The organism is Pseudomonas fungipugnans, assembly GCF_029955235.1.
In the GTDB taxonomy this organism is placed as follows: domain Bacteria; phylum Pseudomonadota; class Gammaproteobacteria; order Pseudomonadales; family Pseudomonadaceae; genus Aquipseudomonas; species Aquipseudomonas fungipugnans.
The window spans coordinates 3,415,903-3,438,111 of the sequence record NZ_JARBWL010000001.1 but is presented as its reverse complement, the minus strand read 5'-3'; the positions used below and the strand labels follow the sequence as shown (position 1 = coordinate 3,438,111).

Annotated in this window: 22 protein-coding genes and 1 other RNA gene; 12 read left to right on the top strand and 11 right to left on the bottom strand. The window is 61.1% G+C overall.

All coding sequences use genetic code 11. The features are described 5' to 3' along the window. The first annotated feature begins 235 nt into the window (after nt 1-235). The 3 genes from POF45_RS14665 to POF45_RS14655 all read left to right on the top strand — a co-directional run bounded on the left by POF45_RS14665 (nt 236) and on the right by POF45_RS14655 (nt 4,743). Entirely contained in the window at nt 236-2,239 is a 2,004-nt protein-coding gene (locus tag POF45_RS14665) for an acyltransferase family protein (RefSeq protein WP_282315956.1), read from the top strand. A 69-nt stretch (nt 2,240-2,308) separates the two neighbouring features. Continuing rightward, nucleotides 2,309-3,775 carry a 4-hydroxy-3-polyprenylbenzoate decarboxylase gene (ubiD, locus tag POF45_RS14660; RefSeq protein WP_259497416.1) on the top strand — a complete coding sequence of 489 codons (1,467 nt, stop codon included), beginning with the start codon at nt 2,309-2,311 and terminating at the stop codon, nt 3,773-3,775. Beyond that, nucleotides 3,775-4,743, top strand: a complete 969-nt coding sequence (locus POF45_RS14655; RefSeq protein WP_259497415.1) for a CDP-6-deoxy-delta-3,4-glucoseen reductase — start codon at nt 3,775-3,777, stop codon at nt 4,741-4,743. The genes ubiD and POF45_RS14655 overlap by 1 nt, the downstream gene beginning before the upstream one ends. Before the next feature lie 40 nt (nt 4,744-4,783). On the opposite strand, the gene POF45_RS14650 is transcribed toward POF45_RS14655, so the two are convergent. Continuing rightward, nucleotides 4,784-5,260, bottom strand: coding sequence for a sn-glycerol-3-phosphate transporter (locus POF45_RS14650; protein WP_282315954.1), 477 nt, complete (start codon nt 5,258-5,260; stop codon nt 4,784-4,786). A 353-nt stretch (nt 5,261-5,613) separates the two neighbouring features. Between POF45_RS14650 and POF45_RS14645 the strand changes: the two genes are divergently transcribed. Further along, the gene (locus POF45_RS14645; RefSeq protein ID WP_282315953.1) at nt 5,614-6,282 is read left to right on the top strand and encodes a gamma-glutamylcyclotransferase; all 669 of its coding nucleotides are present in this window, start codon (nt 5,614-5,616) and stop codon (nt 6,280-6,282) included. Here the strand turns inward: POF45_RS14645 and glpT are convergent. Continuing rightward, nucleotides 6,258-7,607 (bottom strand): glycerol-3-phosphate transporter, encoded by a 1,350-nt coding sequence (gene glpT, locus POF45_RS14640; RefSeq protein WP_282315952.1) that lies wholly within the window; start codon nt 7,605-7,607, stop codon nt 6,258-6,260. The two genes, POF45_RS14645 and glpT, sit on opposite strands and share 25 nt — an antisense overlap. Before the next feature lie 209 nt (nt 7,608-7,816). On the opposite strand from glpT, the gene POF45_RS14635 reads away from it, so the two are divergent. Further along, nucleotides 7,817-8,446, top strand: coding sequence for a flagellar basal body-associated protein FliL (locus POF45_RS14635; RefSeq protein WP_259497411.1), 630 nt, complete (start codon nt 7,817-7,819; stop codon nt 8,444-8,446). Between the two features lie 35 nt (nt 8,447-8,481). On the opposite strand, the gene POF45_RS14630 is transcribed toward POF45_RS14635, so the two are convergent. Continuing rightward, nucleotides 8,482-9,459 carry an NADPH:quinone oxidoreductase family protein gene (locus POF45_RS14630; RefSeq protein WP_282315951.1) on the bottom strand — a complete coding sequence of 326 codons (978 nt, stop codon included), beginning with the start codon at nt 9,457-9,459 and terminating at the stop codon, nt 8,482-8,484. A 150-nt stretch (nt 9,460-9,609) separates the two neighbouring features. Between POF45_RS14630 and POF45_RS14625 the strand changes: the two genes are divergently transcribed. After that, on the top strand, nt 9,610-10,020 hold the full coding sequence (locus POF45_RS14625; RefSeq protein ID WP_259497409.1) for a flagellar basal body-associated protein FliL: 411 nt from the start codon (nt 9,610-9,612) through the stop codon (nt 10,018-10,020). Between the two features lie 39 nt (nt 10,021-10,059). Here the strand turns inward: POF45_RS14625 and POF45_RS14620 are convergent, their stop codons facing one another. The 4 genes from POF45_RS14620 to POF45_RS14605 all read right to left on the bottom strand — a co-directional run bounded on the left by POF45_RS14620 (nt 10,060) and on the right by POF45_RS14605 (nt 15,444). Then, nucleotides 10,060-11,178 (bottom strand): ABC transporter permease, encoded by a 1,119-nt coding sequence (locus tag POF45_RS14620; protein WP_259497408.1) that lies wholly within the window; start codon nt 11,176-11,178, stop codon nt 10,060-10,062. Beyond that, nucleotides 11,178-13,901, bottom strand: a complete 2,724-nt coding sequence (rbbA, locus tag POF45_RS14615; protein WP_282315950.1) for a ribosome-associated ATPase/putative transporter RbbA — start codon at nt 13,899-13,901, stop codon at nt 11,178-11,180. The genes POF45_RS14620 and rbbA overlap by 1 nt, the downstream gene beginning before the upstream one ends. Beyond that, nucleotides 13,898-14,863, bottom strand: a complete 966-nt coding sequence (locus POF45_RS14610; protein WP_259497404.1) for an HlyD family secretion protein — start codon at nt 14,861-14,863, stop codon at nt 13,898-13,900. The genes rbbA and POF45_RS14610 overlap by 4 nt, the downstream gene beginning before the upstream one ends. A 128-nt stretch (nt 14,864-14,991) precedes the next feature. Next, on the bottom strand, nt 14,992-15,444 hold the full coding sequence (locus POF45_RS14605; protein ID WP_259497401.1) for an EVE domain-containing protein: 453 nt from the start codon (nt 15,442-15,444) through the stop codon (nt 14,992-14,994). A 195-nt stretch (nt 15,445-15,639) separates the two neighbouring features. Here POF45_RS14605 and POF45_RS14600 point away from each other — a divergent pair, with 195 nt between their 5' ends. Further along, complete coding sequence (locus POF45_RS14600; RefSeq protein ID WP_008024268.1) at nt 15,640-15,792, top strand: hypothetical protein; 153 nt, start codon at nt 15,640-15,642, stop codon at nt 15,790-15,792. A 35-nt stretch (nt 15,793-15,827) separates the two neighbouring features. Here POF45_RS14600 and POF45_RS14595 read toward each other — a convergent pair whose 3' ends face one another. From POF45_RS14595 to POF45_RS14580, 4 genes are all read right to left on the bottom strand, one after another. Next, on the bottom strand, nt 15,828-16,433 hold the full coding sequence (locus tag POF45_RS14595) for a 5-formyltetrahydrofolate cyclo-ligase (RefSeq protein WP_259497399.1): 606 nt from the start codon (nt 16,431-16,433) through the stop codon (nt 15,828-15,830). 85 nt (nt 16,434-16,518) lie between these two features. Further along, a non-coding RNA gene (gene ssrS / locus POF45_RS14590) (6S RNA) lies at nt 16,519-16,697 on the bottom strand. A gap of 30 nt (nt 16,698-16,727) precedes the next feature. Then, nucleotides 16,728-17,045 carry a cell division protein ZapA gene (locus tag POF45_RS14585; RefSeq protein WP_007942435.1) on the bottom strand — a complete coding sequence of 106 codons (318 nt, stop codon included), beginning with the start codon at nt 17,043-17,045 and terminating at the stop codon, nt 16,728-16,730. Next, nucleotides 17,042-17,251 carry a TIGR02449 family protein gene (locus POF45_RS14580; protein ID WP_003213954.1) on the bottom strand — a complete coding sequence of 70 codons (210 nt, stop codon included), beginning with the start codon at nt 17,249-17,251 and terminating at the stop codon, nt 17,042-17,044. Before POF45_RS14580 ends, POF45_RS14585 begins: the two co-directional genes overlap by 4 nt. 128 nt (nt 17,252-17,379) lie before the next feature. On the opposite strand from POF45_RS14580, the gene POF45_RS14575 reads away from it, so the two are divergent. From POF45_RS14575 to POF45_RS14555, 5 genes are read left to right on the top strand one after another with little or no spacing between them, the layout of a single operon-like run. Continuing rightward, nucleotides 17,380-17,937 (top strand): YecA/YgfB family protein, encoded by a 558-nt coding sequence (locus POF45_RS14575; RefSeq protein ID WP_259497398.1) that lies wholly within the window; start codon nt 17,380-17,382, stop codon nt 17,935-17,937. 27 nt (nt 17,938-17,964) lie between these two features. Next, entirely contained in the window at nt 17,965-19,299 is a 1,335-nt protein-coding gene (gene pepP / locus POF45_RS14570; RefSeq protein WP_259497396.1) for a Xaa-Pro aminopeptidase, read from the top strand. Beyond that, nucleotides 19,296-20,483: a 2-octaprenyl-6-methoxyphenyl hydroxylase gene (ubiH, locus tag POF45_RS14565; protein WP_259497395.1), complete on the top strand. Its 1,188-nt coding sequence runs from the start codon at nt 19,296-19,298 to the stop codon at nt 20,481-20,483. Before pepP ends, ubiH begins: the two co-directional genes overlap by 4 nt. After that, entirely contained in the window at nt 20,476-20,961 is a 486-nt protein-coding gene (locus tag POF45_RS14560; protein ID WP_259497393.1) for a DUF4442 domain-containing protein, read from the top strand. Before ubiH ends, POF45_RS14560 begins: the two co-directional genes overlap by 8 nt. A gap of 9 nt (nt 20,962-20,970) precedes the next feature. Further along, nucleotides 20,971-22,188 carry a 2-octaprenyl-3-methyl-6-methoxy-1,4-benzoquinol hydroxylase gene (locus POF45_RS14555; RefSeq protein ID WP_282316040.1) on the top strand — a complete coding sequence of 406 codons (1,218 nt, stop codon included), beginning with the start codon at nt 20,971-20,973 and terminating at the stop codon, nt 22,186-22,188. Nucleotides 22,189-22,209 lie beyond the last annotated feature (21 nt).

The following is a 22,209-nucleotide window of genomic DNA, read 5'->3' as shown; positions in this document are numbered from 1 at the left end:
CCCGTAGGGCTACGGAAACCAAGGTGTTGGACAAGCTGAAAACGACCAAGACCAACGACGAGTTCTTCTTGTCGATGAAGCGTAAGTAAGACGGTTTTTCAACCGCTAAAAATGGCGTCCTTCGGGGCGCCATTTTTTTTGCAAAAAAAGGGAGGATTGCGGCTACGGTTTGTCAGTACAAAAGCGAAATGGGCCGGTGAGCCCACAACTTTATTCTGACGGGCATTTCTTGCTTATGACCACTCTTGCTTATCGAAGGGATATCGACGGCTTGCGGGCAATCGCCGTGATTGCCGTGGTGCTGTTTCATTTTGGTGTCCCGGGGTTTACCGGCGGCTTTGTTGGTGTCGACGTCTTCTTTGTGATTTCCGGTTACCTGATCACCTCGATCATCTGGAACCAGCGTCAGGCCGGGCGTTTCAGCTTTATCGACTTCTGGGCCCGTCGCGCCCGGCGAATCTTGCCTGCGTTGTTCGTGATGATGTTGGCTGTTCTGGCCGTGGGCTGGTTTCTGCTGGCGCCCAAGGACTATGAGGAGCTGGGACGTTCGGTGCGCTATCAGGCCACCTTCATCTCCAACCTGCTGTTCATGCGCCAGGACGGTTACTTCGACGTCGCCTCCGACCTGAAACCGTTGCTGCATACCTGGTCGCTGGCGGTGGAGGAGCAGTTCTACATATTCTTCCCGTTATTGCTGACATTGCTCTCCAGTCGCCTCAGACACTGGAGATTGGGATTGTTTTCGCTGTTGCTGGTGTCGTTCGGGCTGAGCGTCTGGGCGGTGGCCCATCATCCAGAACAGGCCTTTTTCCTGCTGCCAATGCGCGCCTGGGAGCTGCTGGCGGGGGCGATGCTGGCAGTGGCGCCGGCCCGAACGTTGCGCCTGACGCCGATGGCCGCGCAACTGATCAGCCTGATCGGTGCGGCGATGATTCTGCTGGCCGTGTTCTGTTACGACAAAACCACGCCATTCCCCGGCGCTGCGGCCTTGCTGCCAACCGTGGGCGTGATTGCCCTGATCTGGGCCAATGGCCATCGACAAACGCTGATCAGCCGGTTGCTGAGTACCCGCGTACTGGTCGGGTTAGGGCTGATTTCCTATTCCTGGTACCTGTGGCACTGGCCGGTGTTTGTGTTCTCCCGCTATGCCAGTGTCGATGAGCCCGGACCGATCGATATCGCCGGGCTGATTCTGCTGACATTGGTGCTGGGTTATCTGTCCTGGCAGTTCGTCGAGACGCCGTTTCGCGAGCGGCGGCTATTGGCCGGACGGCAACAGATTCTGGCGGCAGCTGGCATCGGCATTCTGGTGATCGGCCTGGCCGGGCAAGCGCTGCGTTGGACTGATGGTCTGCCCTGGCGCCTGTCCGATCAGGCGTTGCAGTACGCCAAGGCCCGTGAATGGCGGCCGGAACTGTTGAGGTGCCTGACAGACGACAAGACCCCGGACGACAAGCTGTTTTGTCATTATGGCGCTCCTGCGCAGGCATCCACCCAGATGCTGGTCTGGGGCGACAGCCACGCCACCGCGCTGATCCCTGTGTTCGATGACGGGGCGAAGGCCCATGGCATGAGGGTGATGCTGGCCAGTTCGGCGGGTTGTCTTCCGGTCGCGGGGATTGAGTACGATCAGCAGTGCGAGCGTTTCAATCGGCGGGTCGAACAGGCATTGAAGCCGCAGTCGGTGGCCGATGTGGTGCTGGTTGCCCGATGGAGCCTGTACTTGTATGGCGATGCGACGGGCGATCTTGAGCATGCCTTGAGGGCACATGACGGCCATTACGACCGTAAGACCGCCGAACAGCGGCTGAGTGAAGGATTGACTGCCCGGGTGCAGCAACTGCGCGCCGACGGGCATCGTGTCTGGCTGGTCAAGGAGGCGCCGCTGCAAGCGTTCAGTGCGCCGTACCGACTCAGTCGCCTGGCGATGCTGCACCGTCCGACTGGCGATGTGGGCCTGGACGTGGCGCAACACCTCAAGCGCCAGGTTTTCATCAGTCAGTTGTTTGCGCGGCTGGCCAAGGCGGATCCGGGCGTGACAGTGCTCGACCCGGCACCGCTGTTGTGCGATGCGAACGGGCTGTGCCGCGCCGAACTCGACGGGCATTCGCTGTACACCGATGACAATCACCTGTCCGAAGTCGGTGCGCGCTTCGTGGCGCCCGCGCTTGAGCCGCTGTTTCAGCACTCGCAGGCGCGGGCCGGACTGGGCAGCGTCAAGATGAATGCGGCCAACTGAGCAGCGATAAGCTGCCAGCGAGCGGCAGAGCAGGTAGGATGTACGCCTATTTTAGGGGTGCCATTGTCAATGAAATTCAAGGATCTTCGGGATTTCGTGCAGCAGCTTGAGCAGCGCGGAGAGTTGAAACGTATCCAGATCCCCGTCTCTCCAGTGCTGGAGATGACCGAGGTCTGTGATCGCACGCTTCGGGCCAAGGGCCCGGCGCTGCTGTTCGAAAAGCCCACCGGCTATGACATTCCGGTACTCGGCAACCTGTTCGGCACCCCCGAGCGGGTGGCCATGGGCATGGGCGCCGAGGCGGTCAGCGAGCTGCGCGAAATCGGCAAGCTGCTGGCGTTCCTCAAGGAACCCGAGCCACCGAAGGGCCTGAAAGACGCCTGGTCCAAACTGCCGATCTTCCGCAAGATCATTGCCATGGCCCCAAAAGTCGTCAAGGACGCGGTGTGCCAGGAAGTGGTCATTGAAGGCGACGACGTTGATCTGGGCATGCTACCGGTGCAGACCTGCTGGCCTGGCGATGTCGGTCCACTGATCACCTGGGGCCTGACCGTCACCAAAGGCCCGAACAAGGACCGGCAGAACCTCGGCATCTACCGTCAGCAAGTGATTGGCCGCAACAAGGTCATCATGCGCTGGCTCAGCCACCGTGGCGGCGCGCTGGATTATCGGGAGTGGTGCGAAAAGCACCCCGGCCAGCCATTCCCGGTGTCCGTGGCCCTGGGCGCAGACCCGGCGACCATTCTCGGCGCAGTGACGCCGGTGCCGGACAGCCTCTCCGAATACGCCTTCGCCGGCCTGCTGCGCGGTAACCGCACCGAGCTGGTGAAATGCCGTGGCAACGACCTGCAAGTGCCAGCCACCGCCGAGATCATCCTTGAAGGGGTGATTCATCCGGGCGAAATGGCCGATGAAGGCCCGTACGGCGACCACACCGGTTATTACAACGAAGTGGACAGCTTCCCGGTGTTCACCGTCGAGCGCATCACCCACCGCATCAAACCGATCTACCACAGCACCTACACCGGCCGTCCGCCTGATGAGCCGGCGATTCTCGGTGTGGCGCTGAACGAAGTGTTCGTGCCGATCCTGCAAAAGCAGTTTCCGGAAATCACCGACTTCTACCTGCCGCCCGAAGGCTGTTCGTACCGCATGGCCATCGTGACCATGAAGAAGTCGTATCCGGGCCATGCCAAGCGGGTAATGCTCGGTGTCTGGTCGTTTTTGCGACAGTTCATGTACACCAAGTTCGTTATCGTCACAGACGACGATATCAACGCCCGGGACTGGAATGACGTGGTCTGGGCCATCACCACACGCATGGACCCCAAGCGTGACACGGTGATGATCGACAACACGCCGATCGACTACCTGGACTTCGCCTCGCCGGTCTCCGGCCTGGGTTCGAAGATGGGGCTCGATGCCACGCATAAATGGCCCGGCGAAACCACTCGCGAGTGGGGCCGGGTGATCGTCAAGGATGATGCCGTGACCCAACGGATCGATGCCATCTGGAATCAGTTAGGAATAGATTGATGCGTGTAACCTTGCAGCCCTCCGGTGCAGTGCTTGAGATACGGCCCGGCGAGCGGATCCTCGATGGTGCGCGGCGGCTGGGCTATGACTGCCCGCAAAGCTGCCGCAACGGTAACTGCCATGTGTGTGCGGCGCTGTTGGTGGAAGGTCGGGTCGAACAGGCCGGCGATGTGCGCGATCACGGCGAGTTCTACACTTGCATTGCAGAGCCGCTGGAAGACTGCATCGTGTTGTGGGATGGCGTGCTCGCGCTGGGAGAACTGCCGGTGCGCAGCGTGTCGTGTCAGGTGATCGGGTGCGAGGACGTGGGTGGCGACACCTGGCGGGTTCGCCTGCGGGCGCCGGCCGGCAAACCGCTGCGTTATCACGCCGGGCAGTACCTGATGATCGAGCGCGAGAACGGCGAAAAATCGGCGTTCTCCCTGGCCTCGGCTCCGCATTCGGGGCGGGACCTGGAAATTCATGTGCTGGCGCGCGAAGCCAGCGCCCTGAGCCTGATCGAACAGCTGCAGCGCAATACGATGGTGCGCATCGAGATGCCGTTCGGGGACACCCATCTGGCCGAACTCCCGGACGGACCGCTGGTGCTGATTGCCGCCGGCACCGGTATGGGCCAGATTCACAGCCTGATCGAACACTGCCGCGCCGCCGGTTTCAAACACCCGGTGCACCTGTATTGGGGCGTACGCCGACCTGAAGATTTCTACGACATCGAGCATTGGGACGAATGGGTCAAGCTGCCCAATCTGTTCCTGCACAAAGTCGTCAGCGATCAATGTGGTTGGGAAGGGCGCTGCGGGATGCTGCATCAGGCGGTGTGCGAGGACTTTGCCGATCTGAAACCGCTGCATGTGTATGCCAGCGGCTCGCCGGCGATGGTCTACGGCACGCTGGATGCGTTGGTCGAAGCCGGGATGGACGCCCATCAGATGCGCGCGGATGTGTTTGCATATGCGCCGCGCTCTTGAGCCGCGCTCTTGAGCCTTGATCTCGGGCCAGCAAGCCCTTCTAGAAACGAACGCCCGTAGTCACCATGGCCGCATTGGCGCCGAGAAAAACCAGCTCGGCCGCCAGCGGGCCGTAATGCGTGCCAACGGACGGAATGATCACGGGTGCAACGCCGAAGTGATTGAGGGGAATCTTGTCCTTGTACTGGCCGCTATAGCCCTGAAGCAACCCGCCTGTCAGCTTGAAGTACACCGGATAATCAGCGCTCTCATAGCGCTTGCCGGCATAGGCGTAGTACGAACGCTGGCTGAACGAGTTACGAAAAGTCGCCCCGCCAAATACCCAGCCTGACGCCTGATTACGTTCAATGCCAATCAGGTCCTGATTATTGTTGTGGTCGGGATCAGGCGAATAATGTTTGGTATAGACGCTGGTCTGTGCGTACCAGAAGCCCTTGTCTTGTTGTGCGTCATCCTGCCCCAGCGTGTGGTCGGCAAAGATCATCAGCAACATGGCGTAAAGCCCGGGTTTTTTCATCAACAGCCTCTGTAGACGGTGTGGCTTGCGCCTGAGGGAGGCCGTTATACGTGGGCGTCCAGTAACATGAAAGTCAGAAAGTCCGAGAGTTTAGTAGGAAACGTCCTGAGCCTTCATGAACGTACCCTGAATGAATCGAATGCTTATGCATATGTCATTCAGGTATTTAAGACATTTCCAAAATGGTATTAGGCTATATAAAACCAGATCAAAGACAGTGTTGACTGGTATTTATCGGTATCACAACTGTCATACATCCTTTAGCACTTTTCGTTTTACGGTTACTGCTATATGTTCTATGAAGCGAATTTTGCTTACATCTTGTAATACTTGTGGGGCCGAACACTTCCGCCATGACAGCCATTGAATCTGCTTTTCTGAATCTGGCTTATCCTCCGCGACTCGATCTGGGGCCGCAGCTGACTCACGAACAATTGCTCAGCTCGATGCAGACCACCATGGCGCGCCACAAGGGTGGGCCGGTCTGGCTGTTCGCGTATGGGTCGCTGATCTGGCGTCCGGAATGCCCGGCGGTGGAACGCGTTCGCGGACGGGTGCATGGCTACCATCGCGGTTTGTACCTGTGGTCCCACGAGCATCGCGGTACGCCGGAAGTGCCGGGCCTGGTATTTGGCCTGGATCGCGGCGGCTCGTGCAGCGGGTTTGCCTATCGCCTGCCCGAAGAGCAACTTGATGCTTCGCTCTATGCCCTGTGGCAACGGGAGATGCCATTCCCTTCCTATCGCCCGCACTGGCTCAACTGCCGTCTTGAAGATGGCAGCCAGGTTCAGGCCTTGGGATTTGTATTGGAGCGGCACCTGCCCAGCTATGCCGGCAACTTGCCAGATCATGTGCTGAGCCAGGTCTTTGAGAGCGCTTGCGGGCGTTACGGCACCACTCGCGATTATGTCGAGCAGACCGCCCACGCCCTGCGTAGCCACGCCATGCCAGACCGGAATCTGGAGGCGCGGCTCAAACGCTGCAAATCAAAGGTCGATCAGGCGAGCGCTTCGCGGCCCTGACTGGCGACCTGCTTGTGCCATAGGGTCGGTGCCAGGCACACCATCGCCAGGATGCACGCGCCTACCAGCAGCACGAAACCGCCGTCCCAACCGAAGTGGTCCACGGTGTAGCCCATCGCGGCACTGGCCGCGACCGAACCGCCCAGGTAACCGAACAGCCCCGTGAAACCTGCCGCCGTACCGGCAGCTTTCTTCGGTGCCAGTTCCAGCGCTTGCAGACCAATCAGCATCACCGGGCCGTAGATCAGGAAGCCGATGGAGAACAGCGCAATCATGTCCACGGTCGGGTTGCCGGCCGGGTTGAGCCAATACACCAGCGTCGCCACAGTCACCAACGCCATGAACACCATGCCGGTCAGGCCACGGTTGCCACGGAAGATCTTGTCCGACATCCAGCCGCACAGCAGCGTGCCCGGAATACCGGCCCACTCATAGAAGAAGTACGCCCAGGACGTGGTGTCCACGGTGAAGTGCTTGGCTTCCTTGAGGTAGGTCGGCGCCCAGTCCAGTACGCCGTAGCGCAGCAGATAGACGAAGACGTTGGCCATGGCGATGTACCAGAGCATCTTGTTGCGCAGCACGTATTTGACGAAGATTTCCTTGGCGCTGAATTCGTCTTCGTGGCTGGCGTCATAGCCTTCCGGGTAGTCATTCTTGTACTGCTCGATTGGCGGCAGGCCGACCGATTGCGGGGTGTCGCGCATGGTCACGAAGGCGAACGCCGCCACGGCCAATGCTACCGCTGCCGGCACGTAGAACGCCGCGTGCCAGTCATTGAACAGGCCCATGCCGAGCAGGAACAACGGACCGATCAGGCCGCCGCCCACGTTGTGCGCCACGTTCCACACGGACACCACACCACCGCGTTCTTTCTGCGACCACCAGTGCACCATGGTCCGGCCACTTGGCGGCCAACCCATGCCCTGAGCCCAACCGTTGATGAACAATAGGATGAACATCATGGTCACGCTGGAGGTGGCCCACGGTGCGAAGCCGAAGATGAACATCACCCCGGCCGAAATCAGCAGGCCGAACGGCAGGAAATAACGCGGGTTGGAACGGTCGGACACCAGCCCCATGAGGAATTTCGACAGACCATAAGCGATGGCAATCGCCGACATTGCCAGGCCCAGCTGGCCACGGGTATAACCCTCGTCGATCAGATACGGCATGGCCAGGGAGAAGCTCTTGCGCAGCAGGTAATAACCCGCGTACCCAAAGAAGATCCCGGCGAAGATCTGCCAGCGAAGGCGTCGGTAAGTGCTGTCTATTTTTTCTTCAGGCAGGGGTGCCTGATGTGTGGCAGGGCGAAAGAAAGCAAACATTCAAGAGCTCCAAATTTCTTGTTTTGACTGCGGATGCGAATGTTACAGTTTCGTTACCGAAAATAGCACCGCTTCTCATTGGCAAAACAGTGGAAATGTGCGAGATCGAGTGTTCTCTAACGAACATCGCTAAAACCTGTGGGAGCGGGCTTGCTCCCACAGGTTGGTCTAGAGTCGATTGATCCGAACACTGACTAAAGGAAAGGACGATGGTCGCCAGGTTACGCACGCTTGTGTCGGGATTGTTGCTGGTGCCGGCATTGATGCTCTCGATTCAGACGTTGGCCCACGCACAGGAAAAAGAGGCGCGCGGCCTGAGCGATGTCACGGTGCTGATCGTTCGTCACGCCGAGAAACCCGACCAGGGCCCGCTATTGAATGCCAAGGGCGAACAGCGCGCTGGCGCCTACGCCAGCTACTTCGACCCGCTAACCCTCAATGGTCTGCCATTGACCCCGCAGCGCCTGATCGCCACCAGCGACAGCCCTGACAGCAGCCGACCACGGCTGACGCTGATGCCACTGGCGCAACGCCTGCAATTGCCTATTGAACAACCTTTTGCCGATGATGAAGTCGACAAACTGGTCAAATCCCTGCGCAAGAACAATCAGGCGCAAACGGTATTGATCGCCTGGCATCACAGTCGTATCAACAAGCTGATCGCGGCGTTCGGCGGAGATGGCCAGGCATTGACCGGTCAGAAAAAGTGGCCGGAAGACGTCTATGACTGGCTCATTGTGCTGCGCTTCGATCACCAGGGCCAACTGATCGAGTCCGGCAGCCAGAAAATTCAGGAACACCTGCTGCCGGGAGATATCGCCGCCACGACCGGAGGCTGACTGGTCCTTCAGAGAAGCCAGGTCGCTCACCGTTTTCAGCGCACCTGCACCACCACCTTCCCAACCGCCCGACGCTGACCAAGATCATCAATCGCCTTGGCCGCATCCCCCAGCGGATACACCTGCGATACCAGCGGTTTCAATTTGCCCTCGGCAAACCAGGCAAACAACTGTTGGAAGTTCGCTGCATTGTCCTGCGGCTGACGCTGGGCGAACGAGCCCCAGAATACGCCGACCACCGCTGCGCCTTTGAGCAGGGCGAGGTTGACCGGGAATTCGGGAATTCGCCCGCTGGCGAAACCGACCACCAGCAGGCGGCCGTTCCAGGCGATGGCGCGCACGGCCTGATCGAAGAGGTCGCCGCCGACTGGGTCGTAGATCACATCGGCACCGTTGCCGCCGGTCAGGCGTTTGATTTCGTCCTTGAGGCTGGTTTCGCTGTAGTTGATCAGTTCGTCGGCACCGGCTGCCTTGGCCACGGCGAGTTTTTCCGCGCTGCTGGCGGCGGCGATGACCCGGGCACCCATGGCTTTGCCGATTTCCACGGCGGCCAGGCCAACACCTCCGGAAGCGCCAAGCACCAGCAGGGTTTCACCCGGTTGCAGGTTGGCCCGTTGCTTGAGGGCGTGCATTGAAGTGCCGTAGGTCATGCTGAACGCGGCGGCGGTGTTGAAGTCCATCGAGGGCGGGATTGGCAGCACGTTGTAGCCCGGCACAGCGACCTGCTCGGCAAAGCTGCCCCAACCAGTCAGGGCCATGACCCGGTCGCCGACCTTGAGGTGGCTGATTTTTTCTCCTACCGCGCTGACCACGCCAGCTGCTTCGCCACCGGGCGAAAACGGGAAGGGCGGCTTGAACTGGTATTTGCCCTCGATGATCAGCGTGTCCGGAAAGTTGACCCCGGCGGCGTGCACCTCCAGCAGGATTTCGTTCTTCTTCGCCACAGGGCTGGCGACGTCTTCCAGCACCAGCAATTCGGCAGGGCCGAAGGCTTTGCACAGCACGGCTTTCATCAGGGCTATTCCTTTGGGAGTGATGGCCGATAAGTGTAGGTGTGTGAGTCAATGGGTCAACGAGCATGCCCGCCCCTGATAGCCAGCCATAAGCTTGTGCTTGCGCGACGGGTCGTTATGCTAGGCCGCAAACCGGATAAGGAGCGAATTGTGAAAGCGTGGATCATGTTGATGCTGGCCCTGTCTCTGCCCATGGCAGCGATGGCCGAAGAAGCAGCCAAAGAAGGTGAAGCCCCGAAGGTCAGCTATATCACCCTGAGCCCGCCGTTCGTCGGCAACTATGGCCTGGATGGCACGCCGAAGTTAAAGGTGTTCAAGGCGGACGTGGCGCTGCGCGTGACCGGCGATGAGGCGATCAAGGCGGTCAAGGCCAACGAGCCCTTCATTCGCAATCAACTGGTGGCGCTCTTCACTCAGCAGACCACCGAGGCGATGAACAGCATCGATGGCAAGGAAAAGCTGCGTCAGGAAGCCCTGAAACAGACCCAGCAAATAATGAATGATGAAACCGGCAAGCCGGTGGTTGAGGATCTGTTGTTCAACAACCTGATCATTCAGTAAGTCATAGGTTGTCTGGGCGGGCCTGCTCGCGAATGGGGGTCAGGACGCCAGGCTCTTGCGAAACCGCATCAGCGCAATCGCAAAGAACACCAGGCCGATCCCCGTCAACGCCAGCAAATCCGGCCACACCACACTCAACCCGGCATCGCGAAACAGAATCGCGGCGCTGAGGCTGACAAAGTGTGTCGACGGCGAGCCCTGCATCACCCATTGCAGCCATTGCGGCATGCTGTCCAGCGGCGTGCTGCCGCCGGACAGCAGCAACATCGGGATAATCACCGGGATCGCCAACAGGCCGAACTGCGGTGTCGAACGGGCCAGGGTCGCGAGAAAAATCCCCAGCGCAGTACTGGCGAACAGGTAAACCGCCGTCACCAGCAGGAACAACGTCATGGACCCGGCCAGCGGCACGCCCAGCGCACCTTTGACAATCACCTCCAGCGACACCCAGGTGCACAGCACCACCACCAGCATGTTGCTCCATATTTTCGCCAGCATGATTTCCAGCGCTGTCAGCGGCAACACCAGTAAATGGTCGAGCGTGCCGTGTTCGCGTTCACGCAGCAGCGCCGTGCCGGTCAGGATGATGGCGAGAATGGTGATGTTGTTGACGATCTGAATCACCGCCAGAAACCAGCCGCCCTCCAGATTGGTGTTGAACAATGCCCGGGTGGTCAGCAGCGCCGGCGCCTTGCTTGCCGCGTCGCTCTGGCCGCTGTAGCTCAGCAGTTCACGCTGGAAGATCCGCCCGATGTAGCCAGCGCCCATGAACGCCTGGCTCATGGCGGTGGCGTCGACATTGACCTGCACCGCGGGTTGGCGCCCGGCCAGCAAGTCGGTCTGGAAGTTGGCCGGCACGTTGATCACAAAAGTGTACTGGCCGCTGTCCATCACCTGATCGAGTTGCCCGTAAGGCAGCAGCACTGGATGCTGGAATTCCGGCGGTTGCAGCGCCTGGGCCAGTTCTCGGGACAGGTGGCTGTGGTCTTCATCGACGATGGCCACGCTGGCGTTGTGCACGCCGATCACCGAGCCCGCCGCCGGCATGTAGATCGCCACGGTAAAGGCGTAGAACAGGAACAGCAGCAACACGCTGTCGTGCTGCAGGCTGGTCAGCTCCTTGAGGCCCAGCCGCAGGATGTGCGCAAGCTTGTGCATCAGACCTCCTGCTTTTTCAGCATGACCAGGCTGAGCCCGGTAAACGCCAGAAAGAACCCGAACAGCGCCAGGCATTGCGGCCACAGCTGTCGCAGGTCCAGCGCTTTGGTGAAAGTGCCCACGGCGATGTCGAGGAAATAACCCGCCGGAAACAGCATGCCCGATACGGCCGCCGCGCCTTCGAGGGAGGAGCGCGGCACGATCAGCCCGGAAAACTGGATGGTCGGCAGGCTGGTGATGATCATGGTGCCGAGGATCGCGGCGATCTGGGTGCGGGTGAACGCGGAAATCAGCAGGCCCATGCTGGTCGTTGCCAATACATAAAGCAGCCCGCCGAAGGCCAGGGTCAGGGCGCTGCCCTTGAACGGCACGCCGAACAGCCAGCGGTTCATCGCCACCAGCACCGCGAGGTTGACCAGGCTGATCGCCAGATACGGCGCCTGCTTGCCGAGCAGGAACTCCAGGCGCGTCAGCGGCGTGGCGTAGAAGTTGGTGATCGATCCCAACTCCTTCTCGCGCACGATCCCCAGCGCCGTGAGCATCGCCGGGATGAACGCCAGAATCAGCGCCATCACGCCGGGGCCGATGGCGTTGACGCTGACCACGTCCTGGTTATAACGAAAACGGGTTTCCAGTTTGGCCGTTGCCTGCGGACGCAAGGCCGGGCTGCTCTGTTCGGCCAGCTGTTCGAGATTGGCCTGGTGCACGGCTTCCACGTAGTTGCGGCTGGTTTCGGCGCGAAACGGCATGCCGCCATCCAGCCATGCCGCTACGGTCGGCTGGCGTCCGGCATACAGGTCGCGGCCAAATCCTGGCGGGATCTCCAGCGCCAGTTTGATTTCCGAGCGTTGCAGACGTTGGTGCAGCTGTTTCGAATCGTGAATCGGCGGCTGTTCGGCGAAGTAGCGTGAACTGCGAAAGGCTTCCAGATAAGCGCGGCTTTGCGGCGTCTGGTCCTGATCGAAGACGGCAAAGGCGAGCTTTTCCACATCCAGCGAAATGCCGAAACCAAAGATCACCATCATGAACACCGCCCCGAGCAGGGCGAAGGCCATGCGCACCTTGTCGCGCAGCAACTCCTTGCCTTCGCGACTCGCTACCGCCACCAACCGGCCAACGCTGAAGGCCCGGTCCTTGATCGGTTTGCTCGGGCTCGTCGGCGTATCAATCGGCGCTTCAGGTGTCGGTGTGTCAGGTGTGCCTTGAGCCTGTTCCAGGCAGGTGACGAACGCTGCTTCCAGTGTCTGGCCCTTGAACTGTTGTTGCAGCGCGGCCGGGGTATCGCAAGCCAGCACCTTGCCGGCATGCATCAACGAGATACGGTCGCAGCGCTGGGCTTCGTTCATGAAGTGCGTGGAGAGGAAGATCGTCACACCCTGTTCGCGGGACAGTTCGATCAGCAGCCGCCAGAAGTCGTCTCGTGCTGCCGGGTCCACGCCGGAGGTTGGCTCGTCGAGGATCAGCACTTCCGGGCGATGCAGCACCGCGACCGCGAGCGACAGACGCTGGCGCAAACCCAGCGGCAGGGCGCCGGACTGTTGCTCGGCGACGCTGCCGAGATTGAAGCGCTGGATCAGCTCGTCAATACGCTGGGCGCTCTCGGCTTTGGGCAAGTCGAACAGCCGGGCGTGCAAGTCGAGGTTCTGCCGCACGCTGAGTTCGCCGTACAGCGAGAAACTCTGCGACATGAAACCGACGCGTTTACGGGTCGCCAGGTCCTTGGCATTCACCGGGTTGCCCAGCAGCGTGGCACTGCCTTCGCTGGCCGGCATCAGCCCGGTGAGGACTTTCATGGTGGTGGTTTTGCCGCAGCCGTTGGAGCCGAGAAAACCGAAAATCTCGCCCCGGCCAATGGCGAAGCTGACCTTGTCCACGGCGGTGAAATCGCCGAAGCGCAGGGTCAGGTCGTGGGCTTCGATGGCGACATCGGTGTTGGTTCCGCTGCGGGGCGGAATCACCAGTGGCTGGTTGTCGTGACCGCTGTCGCCCTGGAAATGGGTAAAGGCTTCGTCGAGTTTGCCGCTGGGCGTGGCGGCGGCCAGTTCGCTGCTCAAACCGGTGGCAATCAGCTTGCCACCGTCGAGCATCAGGCAATGTTCGAACTGTTCGGCTTCTTCCATGTACGCCGTGGCTACAAGCAGCGTCAGTTGCGGGCGTTGCCGGCGCACATCGTCCACCAGCTCCCAGAAGCGCCGGCGGGACAGGGGATCGACGCCGGTGGTCGGCTCGTCGAGGATCAACAGATCCGGTTCGTGGATCAGTGCGCAACACAGGCCGAGTTTCTGTTTCATGCCGCCGGACAGCTTGCCCGCCGGGCGGTCGGCAAAGCGCAGCAGATCGGTGGCCAGCAACAGGCTGTGCATGCGCTGATCGCATTCGGCTTTCGGCAGCCCGAACAGCGTGGCGAAAAAGTGGATGTTCTCGCTGATCGACAGCTCTGGATAAAGGTTGCCGCCCAGGCCTTGGGGCATGAAGGCGATGCGCGGATAGAGGCTGTTGCGATGGCGACGATCCTGGATCGAGCCGCCAAGCACCTCAAGCTGACCCTGTTGCAGGGTCTTCACGCCTGCGATCAGCCCCAGCAAGCTTGACTTGCCGGCGCCATCGGGACCGATCAGCCCGCAACGGGTGCCGGCGGGCAGGCTGAACGTGATGTCGCTCAGGGCCTGCTGCTTGCCGTACCGATGAGCAATACCCGTCGCTTGCAGCGCCGGGCCGGTCATTGCAGGTTGACCGGCCAGCCGACAGGCGCGGTCCGCACATAACCGCCGCCGGGCATGCCCGGTTTGGCCTGGGGCATGGCGGCGGGATCGGTCAGGCGCAATTTGACCCGGAACACCAGTTTCTGGCGTTCGTCACGGGTCTCGACTTCTTTGGGGGTGAACTGCGACTTGGCCGCCACGAAGCTGATTTTCGCCGGCAGCGGGTGGTCGGGCAGCGCGTCGAGCAACACTCGCGCTTCATCACCCACCGCCAGACGCCCGGTGGTCGAGGCGGGCAGGTATACATTCATGTACTGGTCGTTGGGATCGATCAGCAGCAATACCCGTCCGCCGGCCCCGAGCACTTCGCCGGGTTCGGCCATGCGCAGTTGGATCACGCCATCGATGGGGGCGCGCAGGCTGCTGTCGTCGATTTCGCTGGTGAGCATCGCCACTTGAGCCTGGGCGGCGCCGATGGTCGCACTGACGGCCGACATTTGTGCGCGCGCCGCGGCCACTGCTGCGCTGCCGGTGTCCAGCCGTGCTTGTTGTTGATCGATGATCTGGCCGCTGACGAAACCGTGCTTGAACAGCTCCCGGGAGCGCTTGAGTTCCTGTTGCGCCAGCAGCAGTTCACTCTGGCGCAACTGCACGTTGGCCTGGGCGGCGCCGAGATTTTCCCGGGCGCGCAGCACTTCGGCGTCGGCCTGGTTGCGCTGGGCTTCGAGGGTGCGGGTGTCCATGCGGGCCAGCAGCTGGCCCTTGGTCACTTTGTCGCCTTCATCGACCAGCACTTCGGCCAGACGGCCGGGCGTCTTGCTGGCAATCTGCACTTCGGTGGCTTCGAGGCGGCCGTTGCCGACGTACAGGCCTTCGGGCAGGCGATCATGCATCGATTTCCAGTAACCGAAGCCCCCGGCACCCGCCAGCAGAACCAGCAGGGAACAGGCGAAGAAAATCGAAGAGCGGCTGTGCGTAGACATGCGGGCATCCTGCGGCTGTTGAGTCCTAGTCTGGCGGATCAAGCGCTTGAGCGACTTGATGCCAGTCAACTGAGGGGCAAGCCTAACCCTATTGGCAGGGTAAAAGAGGATGACCGAGCAGTTCTGCTTTATTCAGGCAACTGAAGCACCGCCGCCCACTGCTCGGCGGTCACCGGCATCACCGACAGTCGCGAGCCTTTTTGCACCAGCGGCATTTCGGCCAGCGCCGCTTGCTGTTTCAGGTAATCGAGTTTCAACACCTTGGCGAACGTTTTGACATGGGCGACATCAATCGCGCTCCAGGCGTTTTTCTCCGGCGTGGCCTTGGGGTCGTGGTAATGGCTTTCTGGATCCAGCGCGGTCGGGTCCGGGTAGGCGGCTTCGATAATCTTGCCGATCCCGGCAATGCCCGGTTCCGGGCAACTGGAGTGGTAGAAGAAAAACGCGTCGCCCACCGCCATGGCCCGCAGGAAATTACGCGCCTGATAGTTGCGAACCCCATCCCAGCGGGCTTTGCCGAGCTTCTCAAGGTCTTTGATCGAGAGCTCGTCGGGCTCGGATTTCATCAGCCAATAGGCCATGGTTTTGGCTCCTTGCGAGGTGAGTGGGAAAGTTGTCGGGCAATTTTATGACAAACCGACGGTCGGTTGACGCCAGCGTTTGCGTGTCGGTTCACGTTGTCGCAAAATGCCGGCCTTCTTAGCTTGACGCTGCTGCACGGCCTACAACGGAAACCGCTGCTGTCATCGTGTTGATATGCCTTTGGGGGGCAATCGATGAAACGCAAACCGGATTTACTATGGATTTTGGTTATTTTGTTCGGTCTTGGCGTCGTGACCACTGGCTATGCCCAAAGCTTATGGTCCAACAAGACTGACGCGCCGATCGAAATCGCCCAGCAACAACAGCCGTCGGCCTTCAAACGCTGAACCTGCCTTATGGACGCCACTGAATTCAGCGGCGTCTAGTCTGCGACATACCACGCCTTGTCGGTCACCGTTCCCTGCAACGGTACATCCCAGCTCGCTTGAGCCAGTCTTTCGACTTTCTGACATTCATGGGCCAGCCCCAACAGCGTCGGCTTGCGCCAGCTTTTGCGCCGGGCCAGATACGCCAGGCTGCGGTCGTAGAAGCCGCCGCCCATGCCCAGTCGCCCGCCAACATCATCAAACCCGACCAATGGCAACAGCACCAGGTCCAGCGCCCAGACCTGGCGCTGCCGGGCGATGTTGGCCCGAGGTTCGAGAATGCGGAAACGGTTGGGCTTGAGCGGTTCGCCGGGGCGAATGCGCTGGAACACCATTTTGGTCCGTGGCCAGGCGCTGAGTACCGGCAGGTAAGTCGCCTTGCCCCGACGCTGAGCCGCACGCAGCAAAAGGCGCGGATCGATTTCACCGTCGGTGGGCAGATAAAGGGAGATGTGTCTTGCGCGGCGAAACAGCGGGTGCTGGGCCAATTGCTGGTACAGCCCGCGAGCGGCCTCGCGTTGCTGACGGGGTGTCAGTGCGCGGCGGGCCTTGCGCAGCATGCGTCGAAGTTGCGGGCGGGGAAGCAGCGCAGGTTCGGTCATGGATTCGGGCTTCAACAGTGCGGGTACACAAAGCGTACCCGTAAAAAAGCCGATGCCGGCATAAAACCGGCATCGGACTGGAATCAGGCTCCCCGGATGAACCGCTGCTGACTTAGCCCTTGAACCCGAAAGTTCAAGGTGGAAGATGCAGTAGGCTTTAAGGCTTTCCGTCTAGCGGACATGCACACCAGCCCAACGTGCAACCTCCAGGGTAGTGCGAATCGGCTCAGGGACATCGTCAACTGGCAAGCACCCCAGGGAGTGCCGCGAGTATACCGCAAGCCGCCGCACGAATCAGCCCTTGGTGACGTCCGGATCGGTTGCGAGCACCAGATCGACGCGATCGAGCAGGTCGCGTACCTGCTCACGGGTCGAGCCGCTGGCCTGCACGTCCGGGCGTTCTTCCTTGTGCAACAGGTCGTGGGTGATGTTCAACGCGGCCATCACGGCGATGCGGTCGGCGCCGATGACTTTGCCGCTGCTGCGGATTTCGCGCATCTTGCCGTCCAGGTAACGGGCGGCACTCACCAGATTGCTGCGCTCTTCCTGGGGGCAAATGATCGAATATTCTTTGTCGAGGATCTGCACGGTAACGCTATTGCTTGAACTCATGAGTCTTGCTCCAGGGCCTTGAGGCGCGAAATCATCGATTCGACCTTACGCCGGGCGATTTCGTTTTTTTCAATGAGGTGAGCGCGTTCCTCGCGCCAGGTCTTTTCCTGAGCTAATAGGAGTCCGTTTTGACTCTTAAGTTGCTCGACTCGGTTAATTAGCAGTTCGAGTCTGGCCATCAGCGCTTGCAGGTCGGTGTCTTCCATTGTGTCCACTAGAGTTGTGTCTGATGGTGAGTAGCTGGCGGACAGCCTTTAATAGTCTTGGCGAGTCTGTCGATGTAGGATACAAGGCCTTCATTCTAGACATAGCGCCGTCTGGCGCCTAGCTGCCCATGCCCATTCAGAATTCTCCGTACCAAGCCTTCGCCACCCTGCTGAACACCAGCGGCCATCCCGTCTCACCTGCCGAACTGCACGGCCTGCTGCTCGGCCGCAGTTGCGCCGGTGCCGGCTTCGATGCCGACGGCTGGCTGGCCGATGCAGCTGAACTGCTCGAAGGCGAACCGCAGGACAACGTTCGCAATGCCTTGATCGGCCTGCAAGAGATGGTCAAGGGCGAACTGACCAGCGACGACATGACCGTGGTCCTGTTGCTGCCGACCGACGATGCACCGCTCGCCGAGCGCGCCGCCGCACTGGGCCAATGGTGCCAGGGCTTCCTTACCGGTTTCGGTCTGACCCGTCGCGAGTATGCCCTGAGCGCCGAGGCCACCGAAGTGCTGCAGGATCTGGCGGCCATTTCCCAGGTGCAAGACGCCCTGGAAGAATCCGACGACGGCGAAAGCGACTACATGGAAGTCATGGAATACCTGCGCGTCGCGCCGCTGCTGCTGTTCACCGAAACCAAGAAAACCGACGAAACGGCCGCCGCCAAACCGTCGCTGCATTAATCGCATGCCAGGGAAAGCCATCTGCCCATGATCCATATCCCGAAATCGGAATACAGCCGTCGCCGCAAGGCCCTGATGGCGCAGATGGAACCCAACAGCATCGCGATTCTGCCCGCCGCCGCAGTGGCCATTCGCAACCGCGACGTCGAGCACGTTTATCGCCAGGACAGCGACTTCCAGTACCTCAGCGGCTTTCCCGAGCCGCACGCCGTCATCGTCCTGATACCGGGGCGAGAACACGGCGAGTACGTGCTGTTCTGCCGCGAACGCAATGCCGAGCGTGAGTTGTGGGACGGCCTGCGCGCCGGCCAGGAAGGCGCGATCCGCGACTTTGGCGCCGACGACGCATTCCCCATCACCGACATCGACGACATCCTGCCGGGCCTGATCGAAGGCCGTGACCGGGTGTATTCGGCCATGGGCAGCAACCCCGAATTCGACCGGCACCTGATGGACTGGATCAACGTGATCCGCTCCAAAGCGCACCTCGGCGCCCAGCCGCCGAACGAATTCGTTGCCCTGGATCATCTGCTGCACGACATGCGCCTGTATAAATCGGCGGCAGAAGTGAAGGTGATGCGCGAAGCCGCGCGGATCTCCGCCCAGGCGCACATCCGTGCGATGCAGGCCAGTCGGGCCGGGTTGCACGAGTTCAGCCTCGAAGCCGAACTGGACTACGAATTCCGCAAGGGCGGGGCGAAGATGCCGGCTTATGGCTCCATCGTCGCGGCCGGGCGCAACAGCTGCATCCTGCATTACCAGCAGAATGACGCGGTGCTCAAGGACGGCGACCTGGTGCTGATCGACGCCGGTTGCGAGATCGACTGCTACGCCAGCGACATCACCCGCACCTGGCCGGTCAACGGCAAGTATTCACCCGAGCAGAAGGCGATCTACGAGCTGGTGCTGGCTTCCCAGGAAGCGGCATTTAACGAAATCGCCCCGAACAAACACTGGAATCAGGCCCACGAAGCCACGGTCCGGGTGATTACCGCCGGTCTGGTAAAGCTGGGCCTGTTGCAGGGCGAGGTCGATGAACTGATTGCCAGCGAAGCGTACAAGGCGTTCTACATGCACCGTGCCGGCCACTGGTTGGGCATGGATGTGCATGACGTCGGCGAGTACAAGGTCGGCGGCGAATGGCGCGTGCTGGAGGTTGGCATGGCGCTGACGGTCGAGCCGGGCATCTACATCGCCCCGGACAACCAGAACGTGGCGAAGAAATGGCGCGGCATCGGCGTGCGCATCGAGGACGACGTAGTGGTCACCAAAACCGGTTGTGAAATCCTGACCAAAGGCGTACCGAAAACGGTCGCCGAGATCGAGGCCCTGATGGCCGCCGCACGGACACAAGCGGCATGAGTCGAGTCAATCTGGCAATCATCGGTGGCGGCCTGGTCGGCGCCAGTCTGGCGTTGGCCTTGCAGGCCGGGGCCAAGGCACGCGGCTGGAAGATCGTGCTGATCGAACCGTTCGCCCCCGGCGACACCTATCAGCCGAGCTACGACGCCCGTTCTTCGGCGCTGTCCTACGGCGCCCGACAGATTTATCAACGGCTGGGCGTATGGCAGGAAATCTCCCGCCGCGCCGAGCCGATCAAGCAGATTCACGTATCCGACCGTGGGCGCTTCTCCACGGCGCGACTGTCAGCGATGGAAGAGGGCGTTCCGGCGCTCGGCTATGTCGTTGAAAATGCCTGGCTCGGGCAATGCCTCTGGCAAGGCCTGGACAAGGACGTGATCAGTTGGCGCTGCCCGGCGCAAGTCACCCGCATGGAGCCACTGACCGATGGCTATCGCCTGACCCTCAATGACGAGACGACGCTGGAATGCGACCTCGCGGTACTCGCCGATGGCGGCCGTTCGGGCCTGCGCGAGCAACTGGGCATCGGCATCAAGAAACGCCCGTATAACCAGAGCGCATTGATCGCCAACATCACCCCGAGCGAAGCCCATAACGGCATGGCATTCGAGCGTTTCACCGATGACGGCCCGATGGCGTTGCTGCCGCTGCCGGACAATCGCTGCGCGCTGGTCTGGACCCGTCTGGGGATGGACGCGCAACGGCTGGCGGCGCTGGATGAAAAAAGCTTTCTCAGCGAATTGCAGGGCGTGTTCGGTTATCGCCTCGGCACCCTGAAACAGGTCGGCGCCCGGCATTTGTACCCCTTGACGCTGATCGAAGCCGAAGAGCAGGTGCGTCCGCATCTGGCGATCCTCGGCAACGCTGCCCACAGCCTGCACCCGATTGCCGGGCAGGGCTTCAACCTGTCGTTGCGCGATGCCCAGGCCCTGGCCGATGCGTTGCTGGCGAGCGATACATCGCCCGGCGATTTTGCGACATTGCAGGCTTATCGCGAACGCCAGCGCATGGACCAGAACCTGACCGTGGGTTTTTCCGATCAGGTCACCCGTCTGTTCGGCAGCACCCAGCCGCTGGTATCCCTGGGCCGCAACATCGGCCTGCTTGGTCTCGATCTGCTGCCGCCGGCCAAACGCTGGTTCGCCCGGCAGGCCATGGGCCTGGGTACGCGCCCCGATGCTTGATTGGCTGAGCAAAAAAATCGGCAAGGCGCGACTGATGCGCTGGGTGATGAATTTTTATCCGCCCTACCTCGGTGCCGGGGTGCGGGTGCGGCACATCAGCGATGATTTTCGCGACATTCAGGTGTCCATGGGCCTGGGCTGGTACAACCGCAATTACGTGGGCACCCAGTTCGGTGGCGCCCTGTATGCGATGGTCGACCCGTTTTTCATGCTGATGCTGATGGAGAACCTTGGGCCTCGCTACGTCGTTTGGGACAAGGCCGCCGACATCGATTTCATCGCGCCGGGCAGAGGCCCGGTGTTCGCCCGGTTCACCGTCGACGACACCTTGCTCGACGAAATCCGCCGGCAGACCGCCAGTGGCGAAAAATACCTGCCACAGTTGCAGGTCGATATTCACGACGGCGCCGGCAATCTGATTGCTCGGGTCGGGAAAACCCTTTACGTGCGGCTCAAGCCGCAAGCGAGACAGGCTTAAAGCATGGACATGCGCGCAGATCTGCTGATTGTCGGGGCCGGAATGGTCGGCAGCGCCCTGGCGCTGGCGTTACAGGACAGCGGGCTGCAAGTCCTGCTGCTGGACGGCAGCCCGATGAGCGTCAAACCCTTTGATGCCCAGGCACCGTTTGAACCACGGGTGAGCGCCTTGTCGGCTGCCAGCCAGCGGATTCTTGAGCGACTGAGCGTGTGGGATGGCATCGCCAAGCGGCGCAGCAGTCCGTACACCGACATGCACGTCTGGGACGGCAGTGGCACCGGGCAGATCCACTTCTCGGCAGCCAGTGTGCACGCCGACGTGCTGGGCCATATCGTCGAGAATCGCGTGGTTCAAGACGCCTTGCTCGACCGTTTGCACGATTGCGACCTGGGGATGCTGGCCAATGCGCGGCTGGAACAGATGCGCCGCTCCGGCGATGACTGGCTGCTGACTCTGGCTGATGGCCGTACGCTGCGGGCGCCGCTGGTGATCGCGGCGGATGGCGCCAATTCCGCCGTGCGCCGTTTGACCGGCGTCGCCACTCGCGAGTGGGATTACCTGCACCACGCAATCGTCACCAGCGTGCGCAGCTCCAAACCCCATCAAATGACCGCCTGGCAGCGCTTTACCGATAACGGTCCGCTGGCGTTCCTGCCGCTGGAGCGAGACGGTCAGCAGGACTGGTGTTCGATTGTCTGGTCGACCACGCCGAGCGAAGCTGAACGCCTGATGGCGCTGGACGACAACAGTTTCTGTCGCGAGCTGGAACGGGCTTTCGAAGGCAGGCTCGGTACCGTGCTCAGCGCCGATCCGCGTCTGTGCGTGCCGCTGCGCCAGCGCCATGCCAAGCGTTATGTGGCTGAAGGCCTGGCGCTGATTGGCGACGCGGCGCACACCATTCACCCGCTGGCCGGGCAGGGCGTGAACCTCGGTTTCCTCGATGCCGCCGTGCTGGCCGACGTGCTGCTGCAAGCGGCAGAGCGTGGCGAGCGCCTGGCGGACGTCAAAGTCCTGAGCCGTTACGAGCGCCGACGCATGCCGCACAATCTGGCGTTGATGGCGGCGATGGAAGGCTTTGAACGACTGTTCCAGGCCGATCCGCTGCCGGTGCGCTGGTTGCGTAATGCCGGGCTGAAGATGGTTGAGAAGATGCCAGAGGCCAAGGCGCTGTTCGTGCGTGAGGCGCTGGGCTTGACCGGGGATTTGCCGGCGCTCGCCAAGGCCTGAGATTTTCGCTGCGGCTGATGC

Bases quoted from the DNA above. Each gene is read 5' to 3' on its own strand.
- POF45_RS14595 (WP_259497399.1), bottom strand. From the start codon at position 16,433: ATGACCGAACCTGCGCTGCTTCCCCGCCCGCAACTTCGACGCATGCTG.
- POF45_RS14605 (WP_259497401.1), bottom strand. From the start codon at position 15,444: ATGGCCTATTGGCTGATGAAATCCGAGCCCGACGAGCTCTCGATCAAA.
- POF45_RS14555 (WP_282316040.1), top strand. From the start codon at position 20,971: ATGCGCGCAGATCTGCTGATTGTCGGGGCCGGAATGGTCGGCAGCGCC.
- POF45_RS14610 (WP_259497404.1), bottom strand. From the start codon at position 14,863: ATGTCTACGCACAGCCGCTCTTCGATTTTCTTCGCCTGTTCCCTGCTG.
- POF45_RS14600 (WP_008024268.1), top strand. From the start codon at position 15,640: ATGAAACGCAAACCGGATTTACTATGGATTTTGGTTATTTTGTTCGGT.
- POF45_RS14560 (WP_259497393.1), top strand. From the start codon at position 20,476: ATGCTTGATTGGCTGAGCAAAAAAATCGGCAAGGCGCGACTGATGCGC.
- ubiH (WP_259497395.1), top strand. From the start codon at position 19,296: ATGAGTCGAGTCAATCTGGCAATCATCGGTGGCGGCCTGGTCGGCGCC.
- POF45_RS14630 (WP_282315951.1), bottom strand. From the start codon at position 9,459: ATGAAAGCCGTGCTGTGCAAAGCCTTCGGCCCTGCCGAATTGCTGGTG.
- POF45_RS14585 (WP_007942435.1), bottom strand. From the start codon at position 17,045: ATGAGTTCAAGCAATAGCGTTACCGTGCAGATCCTCGACAAAGAATAT.
- pepP (WP_259497396.1), top strand. From the start codon at position 17,965: ATGATCCATATCCCGAAATCGGAATACAGCCGTCGCCGCAAGGCCCTG.
- glpT (WP_282315952.1), bottom strand. From the start codon at position 7,607: ATGTTTGCTTTCTTTCGCCCTGCCACACATCAGGCACCCCTGCCTGAA.
- ubiD (WP_259497416.1), top strand. From the start codon at position 2,309: ATGAAATTCAAGGATCTTCGGGATTTCGTGCAGCAGCTTGAGCAGCGC.
- POF45_RS14580 (WP_003213954.1), bottom strand. From the start codon at position 17,251: ATGGAAGACACCGACCTGCAAGCGCTGATGGCCAGACTCGAACTGCTA.
- POF45_RS14620 (WP_259497408.1), bottom strand. From the start codon at position 11,178: ATGCACAAGCTTGCGCACATCCTGCGGCTGGGCCTCAAGGAGCTGACC.
- POF45_RS14665 (WP_282315956.1), top strand. From the start codon at position 236: ATGACCACTCTTGCTTATCGAAGGGATATCGACGGCTTGCGGGCAATC.
- POF45_RS14575 (WP_259497398.1), top strand. From the start codon at position 17,380: ATGCCCATTCAGAATTCTCCGTACCAAGCCTTCGCCACCCTGCTGAAC.
- POF45_RS14650 (WP_282315954.1), bottom strand. From the start codon at position 5,260: ATGAAAAAACCCGGGCTTTACGCCATGTTGCTGATGATCTTTGCCGAC.
- rbbA (WP_282315950.1), bottom strand. From the start codon at position 13,901: ATGACCGGCCCGGCGCTGCAAGCGACGGGTATTGCTCATCGGTACGGC.
- POF45_RS14645 (WP_282315953.1), top strand. From the start codon at position 5,614: ATGACAGCCATTGAATCTGCTTTTCTGAATCTGGCTTATCCTCCGCGA.
- POF45_RS14655 (WP_259497415.1), top strand. From the start codon at position 3,775: ATGCGTGTAACCTTGCAGCCCTCCGGTGCAGTGCTTGAGATACGGCCC.
- POF45_RS14635 (WP_259497411.1), top strand. From the start codon at position 7,817: ATGGTCGCCAGGTTACGCACGCTTGTGTCGGGATTGTTGCTGGTGCCG.